Source organism: Gellertiella hungarica (assembly GCF_014197145.1).
Lineage (GTDB): Bacteria > Pseudomonadota > Alphaproteobacteria > Rhizobiales > Rhizobiaceae > Gellertiella > Gellertiella hungarica.
In genome coordinates, this window is the sequence record NZ_JACIEZ010000002.1 from 442,811 (window position 1) to 459,065 (window position 16,255).

The following is a 16,255-nucleotide window of genomic DNA, read 5'->3' on the forward strand; positions in this document are numbered from 1 at the left end:
TCGGTGACTTACTCGGCGGCCGGCTTGAACTGGTCCGTCTCGGTCGATTCCTTCATGGCGGTCGTCGAGGACTTGCCGCCGGAGATGGCGAGCGAGACCGCATCGAAATAGCCGGTGCCGACTTCGCGCTGGTGCTTGGTCGCGGTGTAGCCGTTGGCTTCGGCGGCGAATTCCGCCTGCTGCAGCTCGGAATAGGCGGCCATCTGGCGATCCTTGTAGCCGCGGGCCAGTTCGAACATGCCGTAGTTCAGCTGGTGGAAGCCGGCCAGGGTGATGAACTGGAACTTGTAGCCCATCGCGCCCAGTTCCTTCTGGTACTTGGCGATCGTTGCGTCATCCAGGTTCTTCTTCCAGTTGAAGGACGGCGAGCAGTTGTAGGCGAGCTTCTTGCCGGGATGTGCCTTGTGTACGGCTTCGGCGAACTTGCGGGCCTGTTCGAGATCCGGCTTGGAGGTTTCCATCCAGATCAGGTCGCAGTAGGGCGCATAGGCAATGGCGCGGGCGATGCAGGGCTCGATGCCGTTGCGAACCTGATAGAAGCCTTCGACCGTCCGGCCGGCATCGTAATCGACGAAGGGCTGGTCGCGCTCATCGATGTCGGAGGTGAGAAGCTTGGCGGCTTCGGCGTCCGTGCGGGCGATGATGAGGGTCGGCGTGCCCATGACGTCAGCGGCGAGGCGCGCGGCGGTCAGGTTGCGGATGTGGGCAGCGGTCGGGATCAGAACCTTGCCGCCGAGATGGCCGCACTTCTTTTCCGACGCAAGCTGGTCTTCGTAGTGAACACCGGCAGCGCCGGCTTCGATGAAGGCCTTCATGATCTCGAAGGCGTTGAGCGGGCCGCCGAAGCCGGCTTCCGCATCGGCGACGATCGGGGCGAACCAGGTGTCGACCGAAAGGCCCTTGCCTTCCTGGGTCTCGATCTGGTCGGCACGCTGCAGCGTGCGGTTGATGCGCTTGGCAAGCTCCGGAGCGGCGTTGGCCGGATAGAGCGACTGGTCCGGATACATGGCCGAGGCGGTGTTCGCGTCGGCGGCAACCTGCCAGCCGGAGAGGTAGATGGCCTTGAGGCCCGCGCGGACCATCTGCATGGCCTGGTTGCCCGAGAGCGCGCCGAGCGCGTTGACGAAATCCTCTTCATGGATCAGCTTCCACAGGCGGTTCGCGCCCATTTCGGCAAGCGTGTACTGGATGTTGACCGAGCCGCGCAGACGCTTGACGTCCTCGGCGGTATAGGTGCGCTCGATACCGTCGTAACGGCCCTTCGGTGCGCTGGGGATGAGATTGTAAAAATCAGTCATATCCATTCTCCATGGTCGATCCGGTTGCCCGGTTGATTGGCCAGTTTGGGAACTCGTGGCCGCCTTTGATGTGACTGGTTTTACACTGCACTGCGAAAAGCCACCAGAAAAATACGATAAATCCGCCCGTTAAAAGGGTTATGATGTCTTGTCTTTGACAAGCCGGCTGTGTAAATTTGTAAAAAATGTAAAGTCTCCGTTTCGACCAAAGTTGTAAAAGGCGTGACAAATGGCGGAAAACAAGATCTTTGCCGGCCCCCGGGTGCGCCGCATCCGGAACGGATTGAACCTCACCCAGACCGCCATGGCCGAGGCGCTGGAGATTTCCCCTTCCTATCTCAACCTGATCGAGCGCAACCAGCGGCCGCTCACCGTGCAGCTGCTCCTGAAGCTGGCCGCCGTCTACAAGGTGGATCTCGACGAAATCCGCGGCGGGGGCGGGGACATGGCGGGCGGCCTGCGCGAGGTTTTCGCCGATCCGCTTCTGGCGGGCGAGCTGCCCGGAGACCAGGAACTGGTGGAGATAGCCGAAGCCGCGCCGAATGCTGCCAACGGCATGGTCAAGCTCTACCGTGCCTATCGCGAGCAGGCCGCACGGCTCACCGATCTTGCGGAGCTTCTGGCGCGAGAGGGGCACGACACGTCCCTTTCCGGAACGCGGCTTCCCATGGACGAGGTGCGCGAGACCCTGGAGCGGCGACCCAATCATTTTGCGGCCATCGACGAGGCTGCGGAACGGTTTCACGCCCGGCTCGGTGCGGGGGAGGGGCTGCTCATTCCGCTGAAGGAATGGATGCGCGCCGAACATGGCATCGTCGTGCGCACGCTGCCGGTTCACGCCATGCCCACCCAGAGGCGCCGGTTCGACCGGCATTCCATGCGGCTCTTCATATCCGAGCGCCTTTCCGTTCACGAGCAGCTTCGGGAGATCGCTCAGGAAGCAAGCCTACTCGCCTTTCGGGAGGAGATCATGGAGCAGCTGGAAGGGCTTGCCCTTTCGGGCAGCGAGGCCCGGCGGATCGCGCGCTTCGAGCTGGCCCGCTACGCCGCCCATGCGCTGATGATGCCGTACGGGGAGTTTCTGGCCCAGGCCCAGCGCCTGCGCTACGATCTCGATCTCCTGCGGGTGCGCTTCGGCGTTTCCTTCGAGCAGGCCGCCCACCGCTTGACGACGCTGCAGCGGCCGGGTGCCTCCGGTATCGCCTTCTTCACCATGGAAATCGATCATGCGGGCAATCGCCTGCGGCGGGCCGGCGCACAGGGATTTCCCCATTCCCGCTTCGGGGGCGGCTGTCCCAAGCTCAATATCCACAGCACCTTCGCGCAACCTTCGCAGATCCTTGTCGATCAGGCGGACATGCCGGATGGCACCCGTTACCTGCTGATCGCGAGAACCCTCGACGGCCCGCATGTGGCATTTCAGGAGCGGGTGCGGCGAACGGCGATCCTGATCGGCTGCGATGCCGCCTTCGCCGAGGAGACGGTTTACGGCCAGGCGGTGCGGGGCGGCGTTCCGGTTCTTCCGATCGGGACCGCCTGCCGGCTCTGCGAGAGACAGGGTTGCCTCTCGCGCGCCGAGCCTCCTGTCACCCGGCCTCTCGGCCTCGACGAGATGGTAACCGGGCTCAGCGCCTTCGACTTCCAGTAGGTCCTCTGGGGGCCGGAAATTAACACTTAGTTAGATTCTGCGCGGCCCCCCTTGCCGCCTACTGTTTTCCTTCATAGTCTTCCTCAGAGGCAACAACGATGGCTCACGGGCAAAAAGAACCGGCCTGGACCATCGAAAAGGGAGAAAATCATGAAGTTTACCCGGACAATGACGTTTGCACTGGCGACGCTCGTCGCGACTGCATTCGCACATGCCGAAGACCGTGTCGTTAATGTTTACAACTGGTCGGATTACATCGACGACAGCATCATCAAGGACTTCGAGAAGGAGACCGGCATCAAGGTCGTCTACGACGTCTTCGACTCCAACGAAATCCTCGAAACGAAACTTCTCGCCGGCTCTTCCGGCTACGACGTGGTGGTTCCCACCGCGATCTTCCTTGCCCGCCAGATCCAGGCCGGCGTCTTCCAGAAGCTCGACAAGTCGAAGCTTCCGAACCTCAAGAACATGTGGGATGTGGTGTCCGAGCGCACCGCGATCTACGATCCCGGCAACGAGTATTCCATCAACTACATGTGGGGCACCACCGGCATCGGCTACAACAAGGCCAAGGTGAAGGAGCGGCTCGGCACCGACCAGATCGACAGCTGGAAGACCGTATTCGATCCGGAACAGGCCAAGAAGCTGGCCGATTGCGGCATCTACATGCTGGACTCGCCGACGGACATCCTGCCGAGCGTGCTGAAGTATCTGGGCCTCAACCCGGATTCCAAGTCGGCCGAAGACCTCGCCAAGGCCGAGGAAGCCATGCTGGCGATCCGCCCCTATGTCCGCAAGTTCCATTCCTCCGAATACATCAATGCCCTCGCCAATGGCGACATCTGCGTGGCCGTCGGCTGGTCGGGTGACATCTTCCAGGCCCGCAACCGCGCCGCAGAAGCCAAGCAGGGCGTCGATGTAGGCTATGCCGTTCCGAAGGAAGGCGCGCTGATGTGGTTCGACCAGATGGCGATCCCGGCCGATGCCCAGCATGTGGAAGAGGCGCACGAGTTCCTGAACTACATCATGCGCCCCGATGTCGCCGCCAAGGCGTCCAACTACGTGGTCTATGCCAACGGCAACAAGGCCAGCCAGGAGATGATCGACAAGGCGATCACCTCCGATCCCGCCGTCTATCCGGATGAGGCAACCCTCGCCAATCTCTTCACCACCACGCCCACCAATCCGAAGGAGCAACGGGTCGTGACCCGGGTCTGGGCGAAGGTCGTGACCGGTCAGTGAGGAAAGGATGAGACCCCGGCGCTCGAAGGCGCCGGGGTTTTTAACGAAAAGAGCGACCTATCGCTTCGAGGGGACAATCATGAAATCGTTGGGAAACATCCGGCGCTCCTTTGCGCCCTGGAATGATCCTTCTGCAAAACCTTACATCGCATTCGAGAACATCACGAAGGCCTTTGGCAGCTTCATCGCCGTCAATGACCTCACGCTGCACGTGTTCCAGCGCGAATTCTTCGCCCTGCTCGGAGCATCCGGCTGCGGCAAGTCCACGCTGCTGCGCATGCTCGCGGGCTTCGAGCAGCCCACCAGCGGCCGTATCCTGCTCGACGGGCAGGAAATGTCGGGCATCCCGCCCTATCGCCGCCCCGTGAACATGATGTTCCAGTCCTATGCGCTTTTCCCGCACATGACGGTGGAGAAGAACATCGCCTTCGGCCTCAAGCAGGATGGCATGGCCAAATCCGAAATCGAGGATCGCGTGGCGCAGATGCTGAAGCTCGTGAAGCTCGAGCAGTTCGGCAAGCGCAAGCCGCACCAGCTTTCCGGTGGCCAGCGTCAGCGCGTGGCACTCGCCCGCTCCATCGCCAAGCGGCCGAAGGTGCTGCTGCTCGACGAACCGCTCGGCGCGCTCGACAAGAAGCTGCGCGAGGAAACCCAGTTCGAACTGATGGATCTTCAGCAGGAGCTCGGCCTCACCTTCATGGTCGTGACCCATGACCAGGAAGAGGCCATGACCATGGCCGACCGCATCGCCATCATGGATCGCGGCCAGGTGAAGCAGGTGGCAACGCCTGCGGAAGTCTACGAGGCGCCGAACTCCCGCTTCGTCGCGGATTTCATCGGCTCCGTGACGCTGTTCGAGGGCAAGGTGGAGAAGGCGGAGGGCAACCGCATCGAGATTGCCGGCACGGACGGATTCCCGATCCGGGCGGAGAGCGCCGTTGCCGTGACGCCGGGGGCCACCGTTCATTACGCCATTCGTCCGGAGAAGATCCGCCTCACCAAGGCCCGCCCCGCGGACCCGTCGGTCAATGCTGCCGAAGGGGAGATCTGGGACATCGCCTATCTCGGCGACATGACCGTCTTCCACGTGCGCCTTGCCTCGGGCAAGGTCATCAAGATTTCCCAGATGAATGCCACCCGAGAGGCCGAGGAACCTTTCGGCTGGGACGAGCAGGCCTGGGTGTCCTTCCCGGCGAATGCCGGTATCGTGCTGACGAGCTGAGGAGACGCATCATGAACCCGCTCAAATGGGTCACGAGCCGGCTGGTCATCCTGGTGCCCTATGCCTGGCTGCTGATCTTCTTCCTCGTCCCCTTCTTCATCGTCTTCAAGATCTCGCTGTCGACGACGGCGATCCAGATGCCGCCCTACGACCCCGTCTTCGACGGCACCGGGACCTGGGAAAAGATCAAGCAGCTTTCCTTCGACAACTATGTCTGGCTGACGGAAGACCCCCTCTATTACCGGGCCTATATCTCATCGGTCATCATCGCGGCGGTCTCGACCGTCCTGACGCTCCTGGTGGCCTATCCGGTTGCCTATGGCATGGCACGGGCGCCGTCCTCGATCCGCCCGACGCTGCTGATGCTGGTCATTCTGCCCTTCTGGACCAGCTTCCTGATCCGCGTCTATGCCTGGATCGGCATCCTCAAGCCGGAAGGACTGCTCAGCCAGCTGCTGATCTCCCTCGGGCTCATCAGCGAGCCGTTGCAGATCCTGAACACCAACACCGCCATCTTCATCGGCATCGTCTACTCCTACCTGCCCTTCATGGTGCTGCCGATCTATTCGGCGCTGGAGAAGATGGACTACTCGCTCGTCGAGGCCGCGGAAGATCTCGGCTGCACGCCGACCGGCGCGTTCTGGAAGGTGACCTTCCCGCTCTCGCTGCCCGGGGTCATCGCGGGCTGCTTCCTGGTCTTCATTCCCGCGGTCGGCGAGTTCGTGATCCCGGACCTGCTTGGCGGCTCGGCAACGCTGATGATCGGCAAGACGCTCTGGAACGAGTTCTTCTCCAACCGTGACTGGCCGGTCTCTTCGGCCGTGGCTGTGGTGCTGCTGCTCATCCTTGTCATACCCATCGTGTTCTTCCAGAACGCGCAGGCGAAAGCAGAGGAGGCCGGACGATGAACACGACCTGGAGCCGTTTCAACATCCTGTCGGTCGTGGTGGGCTTTTCCTTCCTCTACCTGCCCATCCTCATCCTGATCATCTTCTCGTTCAATGCGTCGAAGCTGGTCACGGTGTGGGGAGGCTTTTCGACCAAATGGTATGTCTCGCTGTTCAGCAACCAGGGCATCATGGATGCCGCCTGGGTGACGATCCGCGTGGCACTGCTTTCGGCCAGCATCGCCACCGTGCTCGGCACGCTCGCGGCGCTGGCGCTCAACCGCTACACCCGCTTCAATGGCCGCATGCTGTTTTCGGGCATGGTCTATGCACCGCTCGTCATGCCAGAGGTCATCACCGGCCTGTCGCTTCTCCTGCTTTTCGTCGCCATCGGCTTCGATCGCGGCTTCTGGACGGTGACGCTCGCCCATGTGACGCTGACCATGTGCTTCGTGGCGGTGGTGGTCCAGTCCCGTCTGGTGACATATGACCGCTCTCTGGACGAGGCGGCGATGGATCTGGGCGCGACACCGGTGGGCACCTTCTTCCAGGTAACCCTGCCGGTGATCCTGCCGGCCGTCGTGTCCGGCTGGATGCTGGCCTTCACGCTGTCGCTCGACGACCTCGTGATTGCGAGCTTCACCTCCGGCCCCGGCGCAACGACGCTGCCCATGAAGATCTACAGCCAGGTACGCCTCGGGGTGACGCCGGAGATCAATGCGGTCTCGACGATCATGATCGCCTTCATCGCGACCGGCGTAGTGATCGCGTCGATCATCACCAAGCGGCAAGAAGTGCAGCGCAAGCGCGACGAACGCATGGCCATGGCCCAGCCCTGACCGGTCTCAAGGCACCACTGAGGGCCGGCCGGTGCCGGCCCTTTTGCCTGTTCAGTCTTCGGCCGATGGCAGGAACAGATAGGTGAAGAACCAGACGGGAACCACGATCAGCGCGCCAAGCGTCAGCCGCGGTGCGGCCCATGCGGCTGCATCCGCCATCCTGTCTGCCACCTGCTGCCGCGACAGGCTTGCCGCTTCCAGGAGCGTGTCTGCCGTAATGCCGAAGAGGCCCAGCAGCCATCCCGCCAGCAGTGACGCCAGGCCGAGCTTGATCAGTCCCCACACGATCCGCCGCATCCTTCACTCCCCCAGAGCGATGATTCGTTGTTCATCATATTCTTTTTGCCTTGCCCGGAGGAATCCCCGGGCGGGAGGACGAGGGCGCGCATGGAACAGGACGCGGGTGCAGGCACGCAAGCGGGCCGCAAGGGTGCCTTTATAATGCAATGCAGCATGATATAAACGACGCACAATCGTGAGGAGGGACGAATGCTCGACGACAAGCCGCTGTGGGTGCCATCGGAGGAATTCAAGGCTGCGACGCCGATGCGCGCCTTCATGGATTTCGTCAGCGAAACACATGCTCTTTCCTTCAGCGATTACGATTCCTTCCATCAGTGGTCCATCGACAGGCGCGACCTCTTCTGGTCTGCGGTCTGGGATTTCTCGGGCGTCAGGGGCGAGAAGGGCGATCGCTTCCTGATCGACGACGAGCGGATGCTCGAGGCCCGGTTCTTTCCCGATGCGAGGCTGAACTTCGCCGAAAACCTGCTCTCCCACACCGGCAGCACCGATGCCATGATCTTCGTCGGCGAGGACAAGGCGCAAGGTCGGATGAGCTTCGATGCCCTGCATGGGCTTGTCTCGCGCCTGCAGCAGGCCTATCGCGCGATGGGGATCGGCAAGGGTGACCGCATTGCCGCGATGATGCCCAACATGCCCGAAACGGTGGCGCTGATGCTCGCCGCCGCCTCGATCGGAGCCATCTGGTCCTCCTGCTCGCCCGATTTCGGCGAACAGGGCGTGCTCGACCGCTTCGGCCAGATCGAGCCGAAGTTGTTCATCACCTGCGACGCCTACTGGTACAACGGCAAGAAGCAGGACGTTGCCGGCAAGGCGGCTGCGGTTACCGCAAAGCTCGGCGTGCCTGCGCTGGTGGTGCCCTATGCGGGCGATGCCGCCGCGGCGGTCTCGCTGATCGGCAATGCACGCACGCTTGCCGATTTCATCGCACCTCATGCTGCAAAGCAGGTGGAATATGTGGCTCTGCCCTTCTCCCATCCGCTTTACATCCTCTTCTCCTCCGGCACGACCGGGGTGCCGAAATGCATCGTCCACTCCGCTGGCGGCACGCTACTCCAGCATCTCAAGGAGCATCGCCTTCATTGCGGGCTGAAGCAGGGAGAGAAGCTCTTCTACTTCACCACCTGCGGCTGGATGATGTGGAACTGGCTCGTATCGGGTCTGGCTGTGGGCGCCACGCTCTGCCTCTATGACGGCTCGCCCTTCTATCCGGACGGAAAGGTGCTGTTCGACTATGCGGAGCGGGAAGGTTTCGCGGTCTTCGGCACCTCCGCAAAATACATCGATGCCGTGCGCAAGGCAGGGATCGAACCGGCGAAGACCCATGATCTTTCCGCGCTTCGCCTTGTCACCTCCACCGGTTCGCCGCTTTCGCCGGAAGGCTTCTCCTTCGTCTATGAAGGCATAAAGGCGGATGTGCAGCTTGCCTCGATCTCTGGCGGCACGGACATCGTCTCCTGCTTCGTCCTCGGCAATCCGCTGAAGCCGGTCTGGCGCGGCGAGATCCAGGGCCCGGGCCTCGGCCTTGCCGTGGACGTCTGGGACGATGACGGAAAGCCGGTGCGGGGCGAGAAGGGCGAACTCGTCTGCACCCGCGCCTTCCCCTCCATGCCTGTCATGTTCTGGAACGACGAGGGGGGCCGGAAGTACCGGGCTGCCTACTTCGAGCGCTTCGACAACATCTGGTGTCACGGCGATTTTGCAGAGTGGACCGCCCATGGTGGGCTCGTCATTCACGGGCGCTCGGACGCCACGCTGAACCCGGGCGGCGTGCGCATCGGAACGGCCGAAATCTACAATCAGGTGGAGCAGCTGGAGGAGGTCGTCGAGGCCCTCTGCATCGGCCAGGACTGGGACGACGATGTGCGGGTTGTCCTCTTTGTCCGGCTTGCAGCCGGGCAGGCTCTGACGCCGGAACTCGTCAACAAAATCAAGACGAAGATCCGCACCGGCGCCTCTCCGCGGCATGTTCCGGCGAAGATCGTCGCCGTCGCGGACATTCCGCGCACCAAGTCCGGCAAGATCGTGGAACTGGCCGTGCGCGAGGTGGTGCACGGACGCCCGGTGAAGAACAAGGAGGCCCTTGCCAATCCCGAGGCGCTCGCACTTTTCGCCGATCTTCCCGAGCTGAAATCCGCCTGAGTGAAGGCGCGTCCGGCGTCTTCCCGACGGATATCAAGGAAACTGTGCCAAGGTGCGGGACATCAACACTTTCTTAGGAAAGGTTTGGCAAGAGTGAGGCATCTTGGGGTCGGTCAATGATGGAACCGACTTGGAGCCGCGTTGCTCCCGAAACATGATGTTACTCGACTCGAGCGCTCGTTGAACAGCATCACACTTATCAAGGCAGCTTCGGCTGCCTTTTTTTTGGCTTGGATGCGAGGCCGTCAGCGGGCGCGGTCAAGCGAGCGCGAGACGAGGAGTGCGGGGATGAGCCCTGCCAGGATGATGATCAGCGCTCCGACGGAGGCATCCTCCACCTTCGCCCGCGAGGCATCCTCGCAGACAAGCGTCGCCAGCGTGTTGAAGTTGAAGGGCCGCAGCAGGATCGTGGCGGAAAGCTCCTTCAGCGACTCGATGAAGACCAGGAGAATGGCCGTCAGGATCGCCGGACGCAGGTTCGGCAGAAGAACGGATACGAGCGCCTGAACCCGGGTGCGCCCCAGCGTCCGGGCGGCCATGTCGAGGTGGGGCGAGAGCTTCTGGAAGCCCGAATCGATGGACCCCTCCGCCATGGTCAGAAAACGGACCGTCAGCGCATAGATGATCGCAAAGCCCGTGCCGCTCAGCAGCAGGCCGGTCGAGACACCGAAGAGTGCCCGCATGTTCTGGTCGAGCACATTGTCGAAGGCCGCAAACGGCAGGAGAACGCCGAGCGCCAGCACGGTGCCCGGTACGCCATAGCCCAGGGACGCGACGCGCGCGGACAATCCCACGGCGGGCGACCGCGCCGTTCGTCCCGAATAGGCCAGCAGGAAGCCCAGCGCCACGGCAAGGATCGCCGTAAGTCCGGATACCACCATCGACGTCGCCACGGCATCGAGAAGCCGGCTGTCGGTCAGGTGGTCGAGCCGGCGAAGCGCGTAGCCTCCGAGCACGCTGACCGGAATGACGAAGCCGAGCAGGACGGGCACAAGGCAGACGAGGGTGGCGAGGAGCGCCCTTGCGCCCTTCAGCCGGATTCGGATCGCATCGTGCACCACCGTCGTGGTCTTGCCGGAGGCGAAGCGCTGGCGCCGCCGGGCAGCCCGTTCGACGGCGATGAGCGCTCCGGCGGCCAGAAGCAGCAGGCAGGCGAGCTGCGCTGCGCCCCCCAGGCTGCCGCGGTTCAGCCAGCTGTCATAGATTGCGAAGGTCAGCGTGTTCACGCCGAGATATTCCACGGTCCCGATATCGTTGAGGCTTTCCATCATCACCAGCGACAGGCCGACCGCAATGGCCGGCCGAGCCATCGGCAGCTGGACCCGGAAGAACACCTTCAGCGGGCCCGCGCCCAGCGTTCGCGCCACATCGGCTGCGGCGCGCCCCTGCATGAGGAACATCGCGCGGCAGGCAAGGAAGACATAGGGATAAAGCACGGAGCTGAGCACCAGCACCGCCCCGCCCATGGAGCGGATATCCGGAAACCAGTATTCGCGCATGGACTTGAAGCCGAACAGCGCGCGCAACCCCGCCTGAACGGGACCCGTATAGTCGAGGAATTCCCCGAAGGCATAGGCCGCGAGGTAGCCGGGTATTGCAAGCGGCAGCACCAGCGCCGCCGTCAGCAGCCGCCGGAAGGGGAAATCGCAGGCCGTCGTCACCCAGGCAGTGGCAATTCCCCAGAAGGCGGCGAAGAAGCCCGTGAGCACGAGGAGCTCGAGCGTGCGCCCGGCCGCGCGCGGAAAGACCACGCCGAAAAGATGGGGAAGGCTATCCATGCCTCCCGTTGCCGCCAGCCACAGGATGGCAGCCACGGGCAGGAGCACGGCGAGCGCGATCACCACGGACAGGAGGCTCAGGCCGGACCGTTCGGTGCGGGCCTGGCGGCTGTCTCCGGTTTGCGGAAGGGCAGGGGACCTGGGCACGGGCTTGGGGGCCTCTTTGCTGTTCTCGATCCCGCGCGAGCGGGGTTTCGGGTTCCTGCTTTAGAGCAAATGGCGATCAGTTCGCAAGGACGCGCGGCGAGGGGAAGGTGATTTCGACCAGCGTGCCTTCGTTCGGAGCCGACTGAATGGTGAAGTTTGCCCGGTTGGCATCCACCATCGCCTTGGTCAGCGGCAGGCCGAGCCCGGTTCCGTCGCCACGCTTGCGCGTGCCCGGGGTCACCTGGCGGAACGGCTTCATCGCCTGCTCCAGCTCCGCGCGGGTCATGCCCACGCCGGTATCCCGTATCCGGAGCACCACGCTGCCGTTTGGCTCGTAGGCCGTCGATACCACGATCTGGCCTCCGGCCTGCGTGAAGCGGATGGCATTGGCCAGGATGTTCAGAACGATCTGCTTGATGGATCGAAGATCCGCCACCACGTCCGGGACGCTTTCGGAGAAGGCGGTCCGGATGATCACGCGGCTTGCCTGCGCCTGCGGCTGGACGAGGGCTACCGCTTCCGAAACCGCATCGTTGAGCCCGACGGCGGTGAATTCGAGATCCATCTCGCCCGCCTCGATCTTCGAGATGTCGAGGAGGTCGTTCACGATATCGAGCACCAGCCGCCCGGAGCGGGCGATGTCATTGGCATATTCCACGTAGCGCGGATGTCCGATCGGACCGAAATGCTCGATCGCCATCATGTCGGAAAAGCCGATGATCGCGTTCAGCGGCGTGCGGATTTCATGGCTCACCCGGGCGAGGAACTCGCTCTTGTGCGCATTCGCGGTCTCGGCGGCGCGCTTGGCGTTCTTGAGGTCCTCTTCCGTCCGCTTCCACTGGGTAATGTCGCGGATGACGGCGCAGAAACCGTTGGAGGCCGAGAGGCGGCCGATGGTCATGAACAGCGGGATGAAGCCGCCGGAAGCCTCGCGCCCGATCACCTCGCGTCCGTCATTGAGAACGCTTGCAACCCCATGGCCGGTCATGCCCGACAGATAGTCGGCAACCGCGCGGTGGCTTTCATGGGCAAAGAGCATGACGAAAGGCTTGCCGCGCGTTTCCGCCTCGTCATAGTCGAAGAGGGCGCTCGCGGAGCGGTTCATGGAGCGGATGTCGCCTTCCGGGCCGATGATGACGACGCCGTCGGTCGCGGTTTCGAGGATCGAGCGCAGCTCGTCGACCTCCACCTGCAGTTCCTCGATCCGCTGATTGAGACGCTCTTCGTCGGGGTCCCGCACGTCCGTCTCCGGAGCCGTCTGCGGACGGGGGCCGGAGGGAATGAGCGCGAGAAGCAGCGCATTGGCGTCTTCCCAGCGCACCGACTGGAGGCGCGCCGTCACGGGAACGAGCGAATCGTCCGCCCGGACCAGCGAAAGACCGCCGGACCGCTCCGGCATGTCCTCGAGATCGCGGTGGTGGAGCAGCGAGTCGAGCCCGCCGACCGCTTCGAGGGCCGAAAGAGTGTCGTAGCCGGACAGCTTCAGGAATTCCGGATTGGCGTGGATCAGCCGATCGCCGGCATGGATAAGGAGCGCCACGGGGATTTCATCGATGACATCGGCGGTCAGGCCCCCGCTCATGGCGGTGCGCGCCGGAATGGAGCTCGCCAGAATTTCCAGCTGTTCGTCGAGATGACGCCTGCTTGCCTCGTCTTCAGCGGCAGAAGCCGCGGCCTCTTCCGTGCCGGAGGAGGCCTCGCTCTCGGCCCGCCCATTCCCATCGTTCTCTGCCGCCTCTCTTTCATCGAGGGGCGCGGGGCCGGCTTCGGCAAAAGGCGATGCGGGTCCGGCTTCCGGTTCCGCGCCATGACCCGGCGTTCCGGCGGCAGAGGCATCCGCTTCATCGGCAACGAGCCGCTCGTCCTCGTCCTCCCTGCGGAAGGGCTCCAGCTGCCGTGCGATTTCGCGGAAGGCTTCCTGTTCTCCGGGCGTCAGGCCCTCGCGATTGCGAAGCCTGCGTTCTTCCAGCTTGATGATCTTGTCGGATTCCGGTGCGGCGGTGACGCGACGGAATACCGGCGGCTCGGGACGGGGGGCTTCCGCTTCCGGTTGCGGCATCTCCGGCCCGGCCACGGCTTCTGCGTCGTTCGCCGCCTCTGCCGTCATTTCCGCCATGTCTTCCGCAGGGCCGGCGGTCGCCGTTTCCTGGATTCCGGCCGATCCGTCGCCGAGATCGGCGCCCTGTTCCGGCTCACCCGGGTCCTGTTCGGGATTGGCGTCGTCGCCGAAGAGCAGTTCTGCGGATGCCTTTTCCTCCTCGGCGGTGGGCTCGGACGTCTCCGGCAGGGTGCTGCGGGCGGTTGCCTCGTCCTCGCGCGCGGCCGTTTCCGGCGCATCGCCAAGCGTCAGCCCGATGGCCTGCGGATCTTCGATGGCGTCCGAAAGACGGACGATCCCGAAGCCGCGGAAGCCATCGAACTCGCGGTTGCGCTTGTAGGTGGGAAGTGCTGCCAGATCCACCGGCGCGCGCAGGCTGGTGCCTTCGATCGGCCAGTAGATCGTCTTGCCGGACCACGTGTCGCGACGGCCGAGCAGCTCGGCTATCTTTCCTTCCGGATCGAGATCGAGAAGGCTCGCAATATCGGTGAAGGCAACGCCGGACAGCGAGGAAGCATGCGGCCCGACCGCATCGGCAAGCTCGGGCGACACCTCGGAGAAATGGCCGTTCGCATCGATCTTCCAGACGAAACGGGTTGGCCGAGCGGCGCGGTTGACGCGGAAGGCGTCTTCACCCGACGGCAGGTCGCCTGCCTGCGTTTCGCCGGCTGCAGCCTCGTCGGGCCTGTCGGGCGCATCGTTGGTGCTTCCGTCGGTTTCGACGGATTCGGCTGCGCGATCGTCTTCCGCCCCCGGCTCGGGGGCTTCGGGTGCGGCTGTCTCATCGCCGGCAAGGGATTCCTCTGCCGTTTCGAAGGAGGCCGTGTCTTCCCCGGCCGCTGTTTCCCCGGGAATGTCAGTGGCGTCGCTGCCATGGCTTTCGGCCGGACCGTCGGCCACCGGATCATCGGCCGGCGCATCGGGCGTCACCGAAGCGGCTGTGTCGTCCATGAAGCTCTGCGGTGCGGCAGGCGCCGTTTCTTCGGCTGCGGTGCCAGGATGTTCCTCTTCCGGAAAGCCGCTCGCAGGACCCATGTTTCCAAGGATCGTCTCCACAGCAAACAGCAGATGCATGGGCGGGGTATCGCTGACCTTGCCGATTGCTGCCGGGAGATAGCCCTTTGCGGTGGGAATGGGGCGCTTGACCAGCCGTTCCGCATGGGCGCCGACCATGGTCACCAGGCCGCGCGCGGTTGCCGGCGTCAGGTTCAGCCCGCCGAAGCCCGTGGATGCGGCAAGCACTTCGCCGTCACCGCCAAGCACCGCCATGTGGGTGTCGGGATCGTCGAAGCCCTTCAGCATGTCCGCGGCGATGGTCTCGATCTTAAGCGGCGACGCACTGACCGGCGCGGCAAAAAGCAGCGCGTCCACATCGCGCGTCAGCCGGATGCGTTCCACCACCGCCTGCACCGGAACCCGCTGGAAACCGGAGGGAATGCGGATCAGGAACCCGCGGCTGTCGCCTTCCGCGCGCAGCTGGTGTGCCGTTGTCTCCACCTGGCGGAAGGTGACGTCGTTGGAATTGGGGCCATCCTCGATCAGGTCATAGAGAACCGGCTTGCCAAAGAGCCGTGCGCCCGCACCGTTGGCCCAGAGGACATCCTTGAGGTCGACGGAGAACAGCACGAGCGCTTCGCCCCGCGCGAAATGATCCTTCACCCGTTCGTGAACGGCGATGTCGATGAAAGGATACTGCACTGCGGGCATGACCGATCCTGTATCCGCGTGGGATGCCTTGAGCCACAAGTTAACACAATCTTAATACGTGCACAGCCCCGGAAAGGTCCATAAGCCTCGGGGGAAATTGGAGAAGAAGGTTAACGCGCTGACGCGCTGCACAAAAATTTGTGGCTTATGTTGCAATGCACAAAATCCCGTGCTATATGACGGGACATAGATGAACACGGGCGCCCCACATCCTGACGCGCCCCCGCACAAGGAGTGCATCCCATGGCTGCCAAGAAGAACGAAGACGTCTTTTCCGTATCCGCATTCGACCCGGCAAAGGTCACCGAAGGCCTGCGCGATTTCGCCGAGAAGGGCGCAGAACAGTCCAAGCAGGCGTTTGCCCGCATGAAGGCCGCCGCCGAAGAAGCCAGCAAGACGGTCGAAACCACGGTTCAGTCCGCCCAGGCCGGTACCGTCGATCTCGGCCTCAAGGCCATCGACGCGCTGCGCACCAATGCCGAATCGTCCTTCGCTCACATGGAAGCCCTGCTGGGCGTGAAGTCCGTTGCCGAATTCTTCGAGCTGCAGACCTCCTTCATCCGCAAGCAGGCTGAAGTGGCCGTCGAACAGGCCAAGACCATGCAGGACGCTACCCGCAAGCTGGCCGAGTCCGTCTCGAAGCCTGCAAAGGACGCCGCCGAGAAGGCCCTCTCGACCTTCAAGGCCGCCTGATCCGCACAGTGCCTCCCAAGGCTGGGGCCGGGCCTTTGTGCCCGGCCTTTTTCATGGTATGAACAGAAAAGGTCTTGCAATATCAAAAGACCTTGCGTATGTGACCCGCATGTCGCGGTCACGCGGTTCGTGCGGTTGTAGCTCAGTTGGTTAGAGCGCAGGTTTGTGGCACCTGAGGTCAGTGGTTCGACCCCACTCAACCGTACCATTCTCCCTTGTTTCCCTTGCTATTCCGGCTGTTTGTCGGCGCT

11 protein-coding genes and 1 tRNA gene are annotated in these 16,255 nt (G+C 63.2%); 8 read left to right on the top strand and 4 right to left on the bottom strand.

Features of this window, described 5'->3' with window-relative positions; all coding sequences use genetic code 11:
- Positions 1 to 8: 8 nt before the first annotated feature.
- Positions 9 to 1,298: an isocitrate lyase gene (gene aceA, locus GGR23_RS06750; protein WP_183365403.1), complete on the bottom strand. Its 1,290-nt coding sequence runs from the start codon at positions 1,296 to 1,298 to the stop codon at positions 9 to 11.
- 229 nt (positions 1,299 to 1,527) lie between these two features.
- On the opposite strand from aceA, the gene GGR23_RS06755 reads away from it, so the two are divergent.
- The 5 genes from GGR23_RS06755 to GGR23_RS06775 all read left to right on the top strand — a co-directional run bounded on the left by GGR23_RS06755 (position 1,528) and on the right by GGR23_RS06775 (position 7,136).
- The gene (locus tag GGR23_RS06755; protein WP_183365404.1) at positions 1,528 to 2,946 is read left to right on the top strand and encodes a helix-turn-helix domain-containing protein; all 1,419 of its coding nucleotides are present in this window, start codon (positions 1,528 to 1,530) and stop codon (positions 2,944 to 2,946) included.
- Positions 2,947 to 3,096: 150 nt separating this feature from the next.
- On the top strand, positions 3,097 to 4,188 hold the full coding sequence (locus GGR23_RS06760) for a polyamine ABC transporter substrate-binding protein (protein WP_183365405.1): 1,092 nt from the start codon (positions 3,097 to 3,099) through the stop codon (positions 4,186 to 4,188).
- Positions 4,189 to 4,267: 79 nt separating this feature from the next.
- On the top strand, positions 4,268 to 5,410 hold the full coding sequence (locus GGR23_RS06765; RefSeq protein WP_183365406.1) for an ABC transporter ATP-binding protein: 1,143 nt from the start codon (positions 4,268 to 4,270) through the stop codon (positions 5,408 to 5,410).
- 11 nt (positions 5,411 to 5,421) lie between these two features.
- A complete protein-coding gene (locus GGR23_RS06770) occupies positions 5,422 to 6,318 on the top strand; it encodes an ABC transporter permease subunit (protein WP_183365407.1) in 897 nt (298 codons plus the stop codon).
- The gene (locus tag GGR23_RS06775) at positions 6,315 to 7,136 is read left to right on the top strand and encodes an ABC transporter permease (protein WP_183365408.1); all 822 of its coding nucleotides are present in this window, start codon (positions 6,315 to 6,317) and stop codon (positions 7,134 to 7,136) included. Before GGR23_RS06770 ends, GGR23_RS06775 begins: the two co-directional genes overlap by 4 nt.
- Before the next feature lie 51 nt (positions 7,137 to 7,187).
- Here the strand turns inward: GGR23_RS06775 and GGR23_RS06780 are convergent, their stop codons facing one another.
- Positions 7,188 to 7,433 (bottom strand): DUF6460 domain-containing protein, encoded by a 246-nt coding sequence (locus GGR23_RS06780; RefSeq protein WP_183365409.1) that lies wholly within the window; start codon positions 7,431 to 7,433, stop codon positions 7,188 to 7,190.
- Between the two features lie 192 nt (positions 7,434 to 7,625).
- On the opposite strand from GGR23_RS06780, the gene GGR23_RS06785 reads away from it, so the two are divergent.
- Positions 7,626 to 9,581 (top strand): acetoacetate--CoA ligase, encoded by a 1,956-nt coding sequence (locus GGR23_RS06785; protein WP_183365410.1) that lies wholly within the window; start codon positions 7,626 to 7,628, stop codon positions 9,579 to 9,581.
- A gap of 245 nt (positions 9,582 to 9,826) precedes the next feature.
- Here the strand turns inward: GGR23_RS06785 and GGR23_RS06790 are convergent, their stop codons facing one another.
- Both GGR23_RS06790 and GGR23_RS06795 read right to left on the bottom strand, forming a co-directional pair.
- The gene (locus tag GGR23_RS06790) at positions 9,827 to 11,440 is read right to left on the bottom strand and encodes an ABC transporter permease (RefSeq protein ID WP_246365107.1); all 1,614 of its coding nucleotides are present in this window, start codon (positions 11,438 to 11,440) and stop codon (positions 9,827 to 9,829) included.
- A 142-nt stretch (positions 11,441 to 11,582) separates the two neighbouring features.
- Positions 11,583 to 15,311, bottom strand: coding sequence for an ATP-binding protein (locus GGR23_RS06795; RefSeq protein WP_183365411.1), 3,729 nt, complete (start codon positions 15,309 to 15,311; stop codon positions 11,583 to 11,585).
- A 243-nt stretch (positions 15,312 to 15,554) separates the two neighbouring features.
- Between GGR23_RS06795 and GGR23_RS06800 the strand changes: the two genes are divergently transcribed.
- Positions 15,555 to 16,004 (top strand): phasin, encoded by a 450-nt coding sequence (locus GGR23_RS06800; protein WP_183365412.1) that lies wholly within the window; start codon positions 15,555 to 15,557, stop codon positions 16,002 to 16,004.
- A 131-nt stretch (positions 16,005 to 16,135) separates the two neighbouring features.
- Positions 16,136 to 16,212: transfer RNA gene (locus GGR23_RS06805), tRNA-His, on the top strand.
- Positions 16,213 to 16,255: the final 43 nt, after the last annotated feature.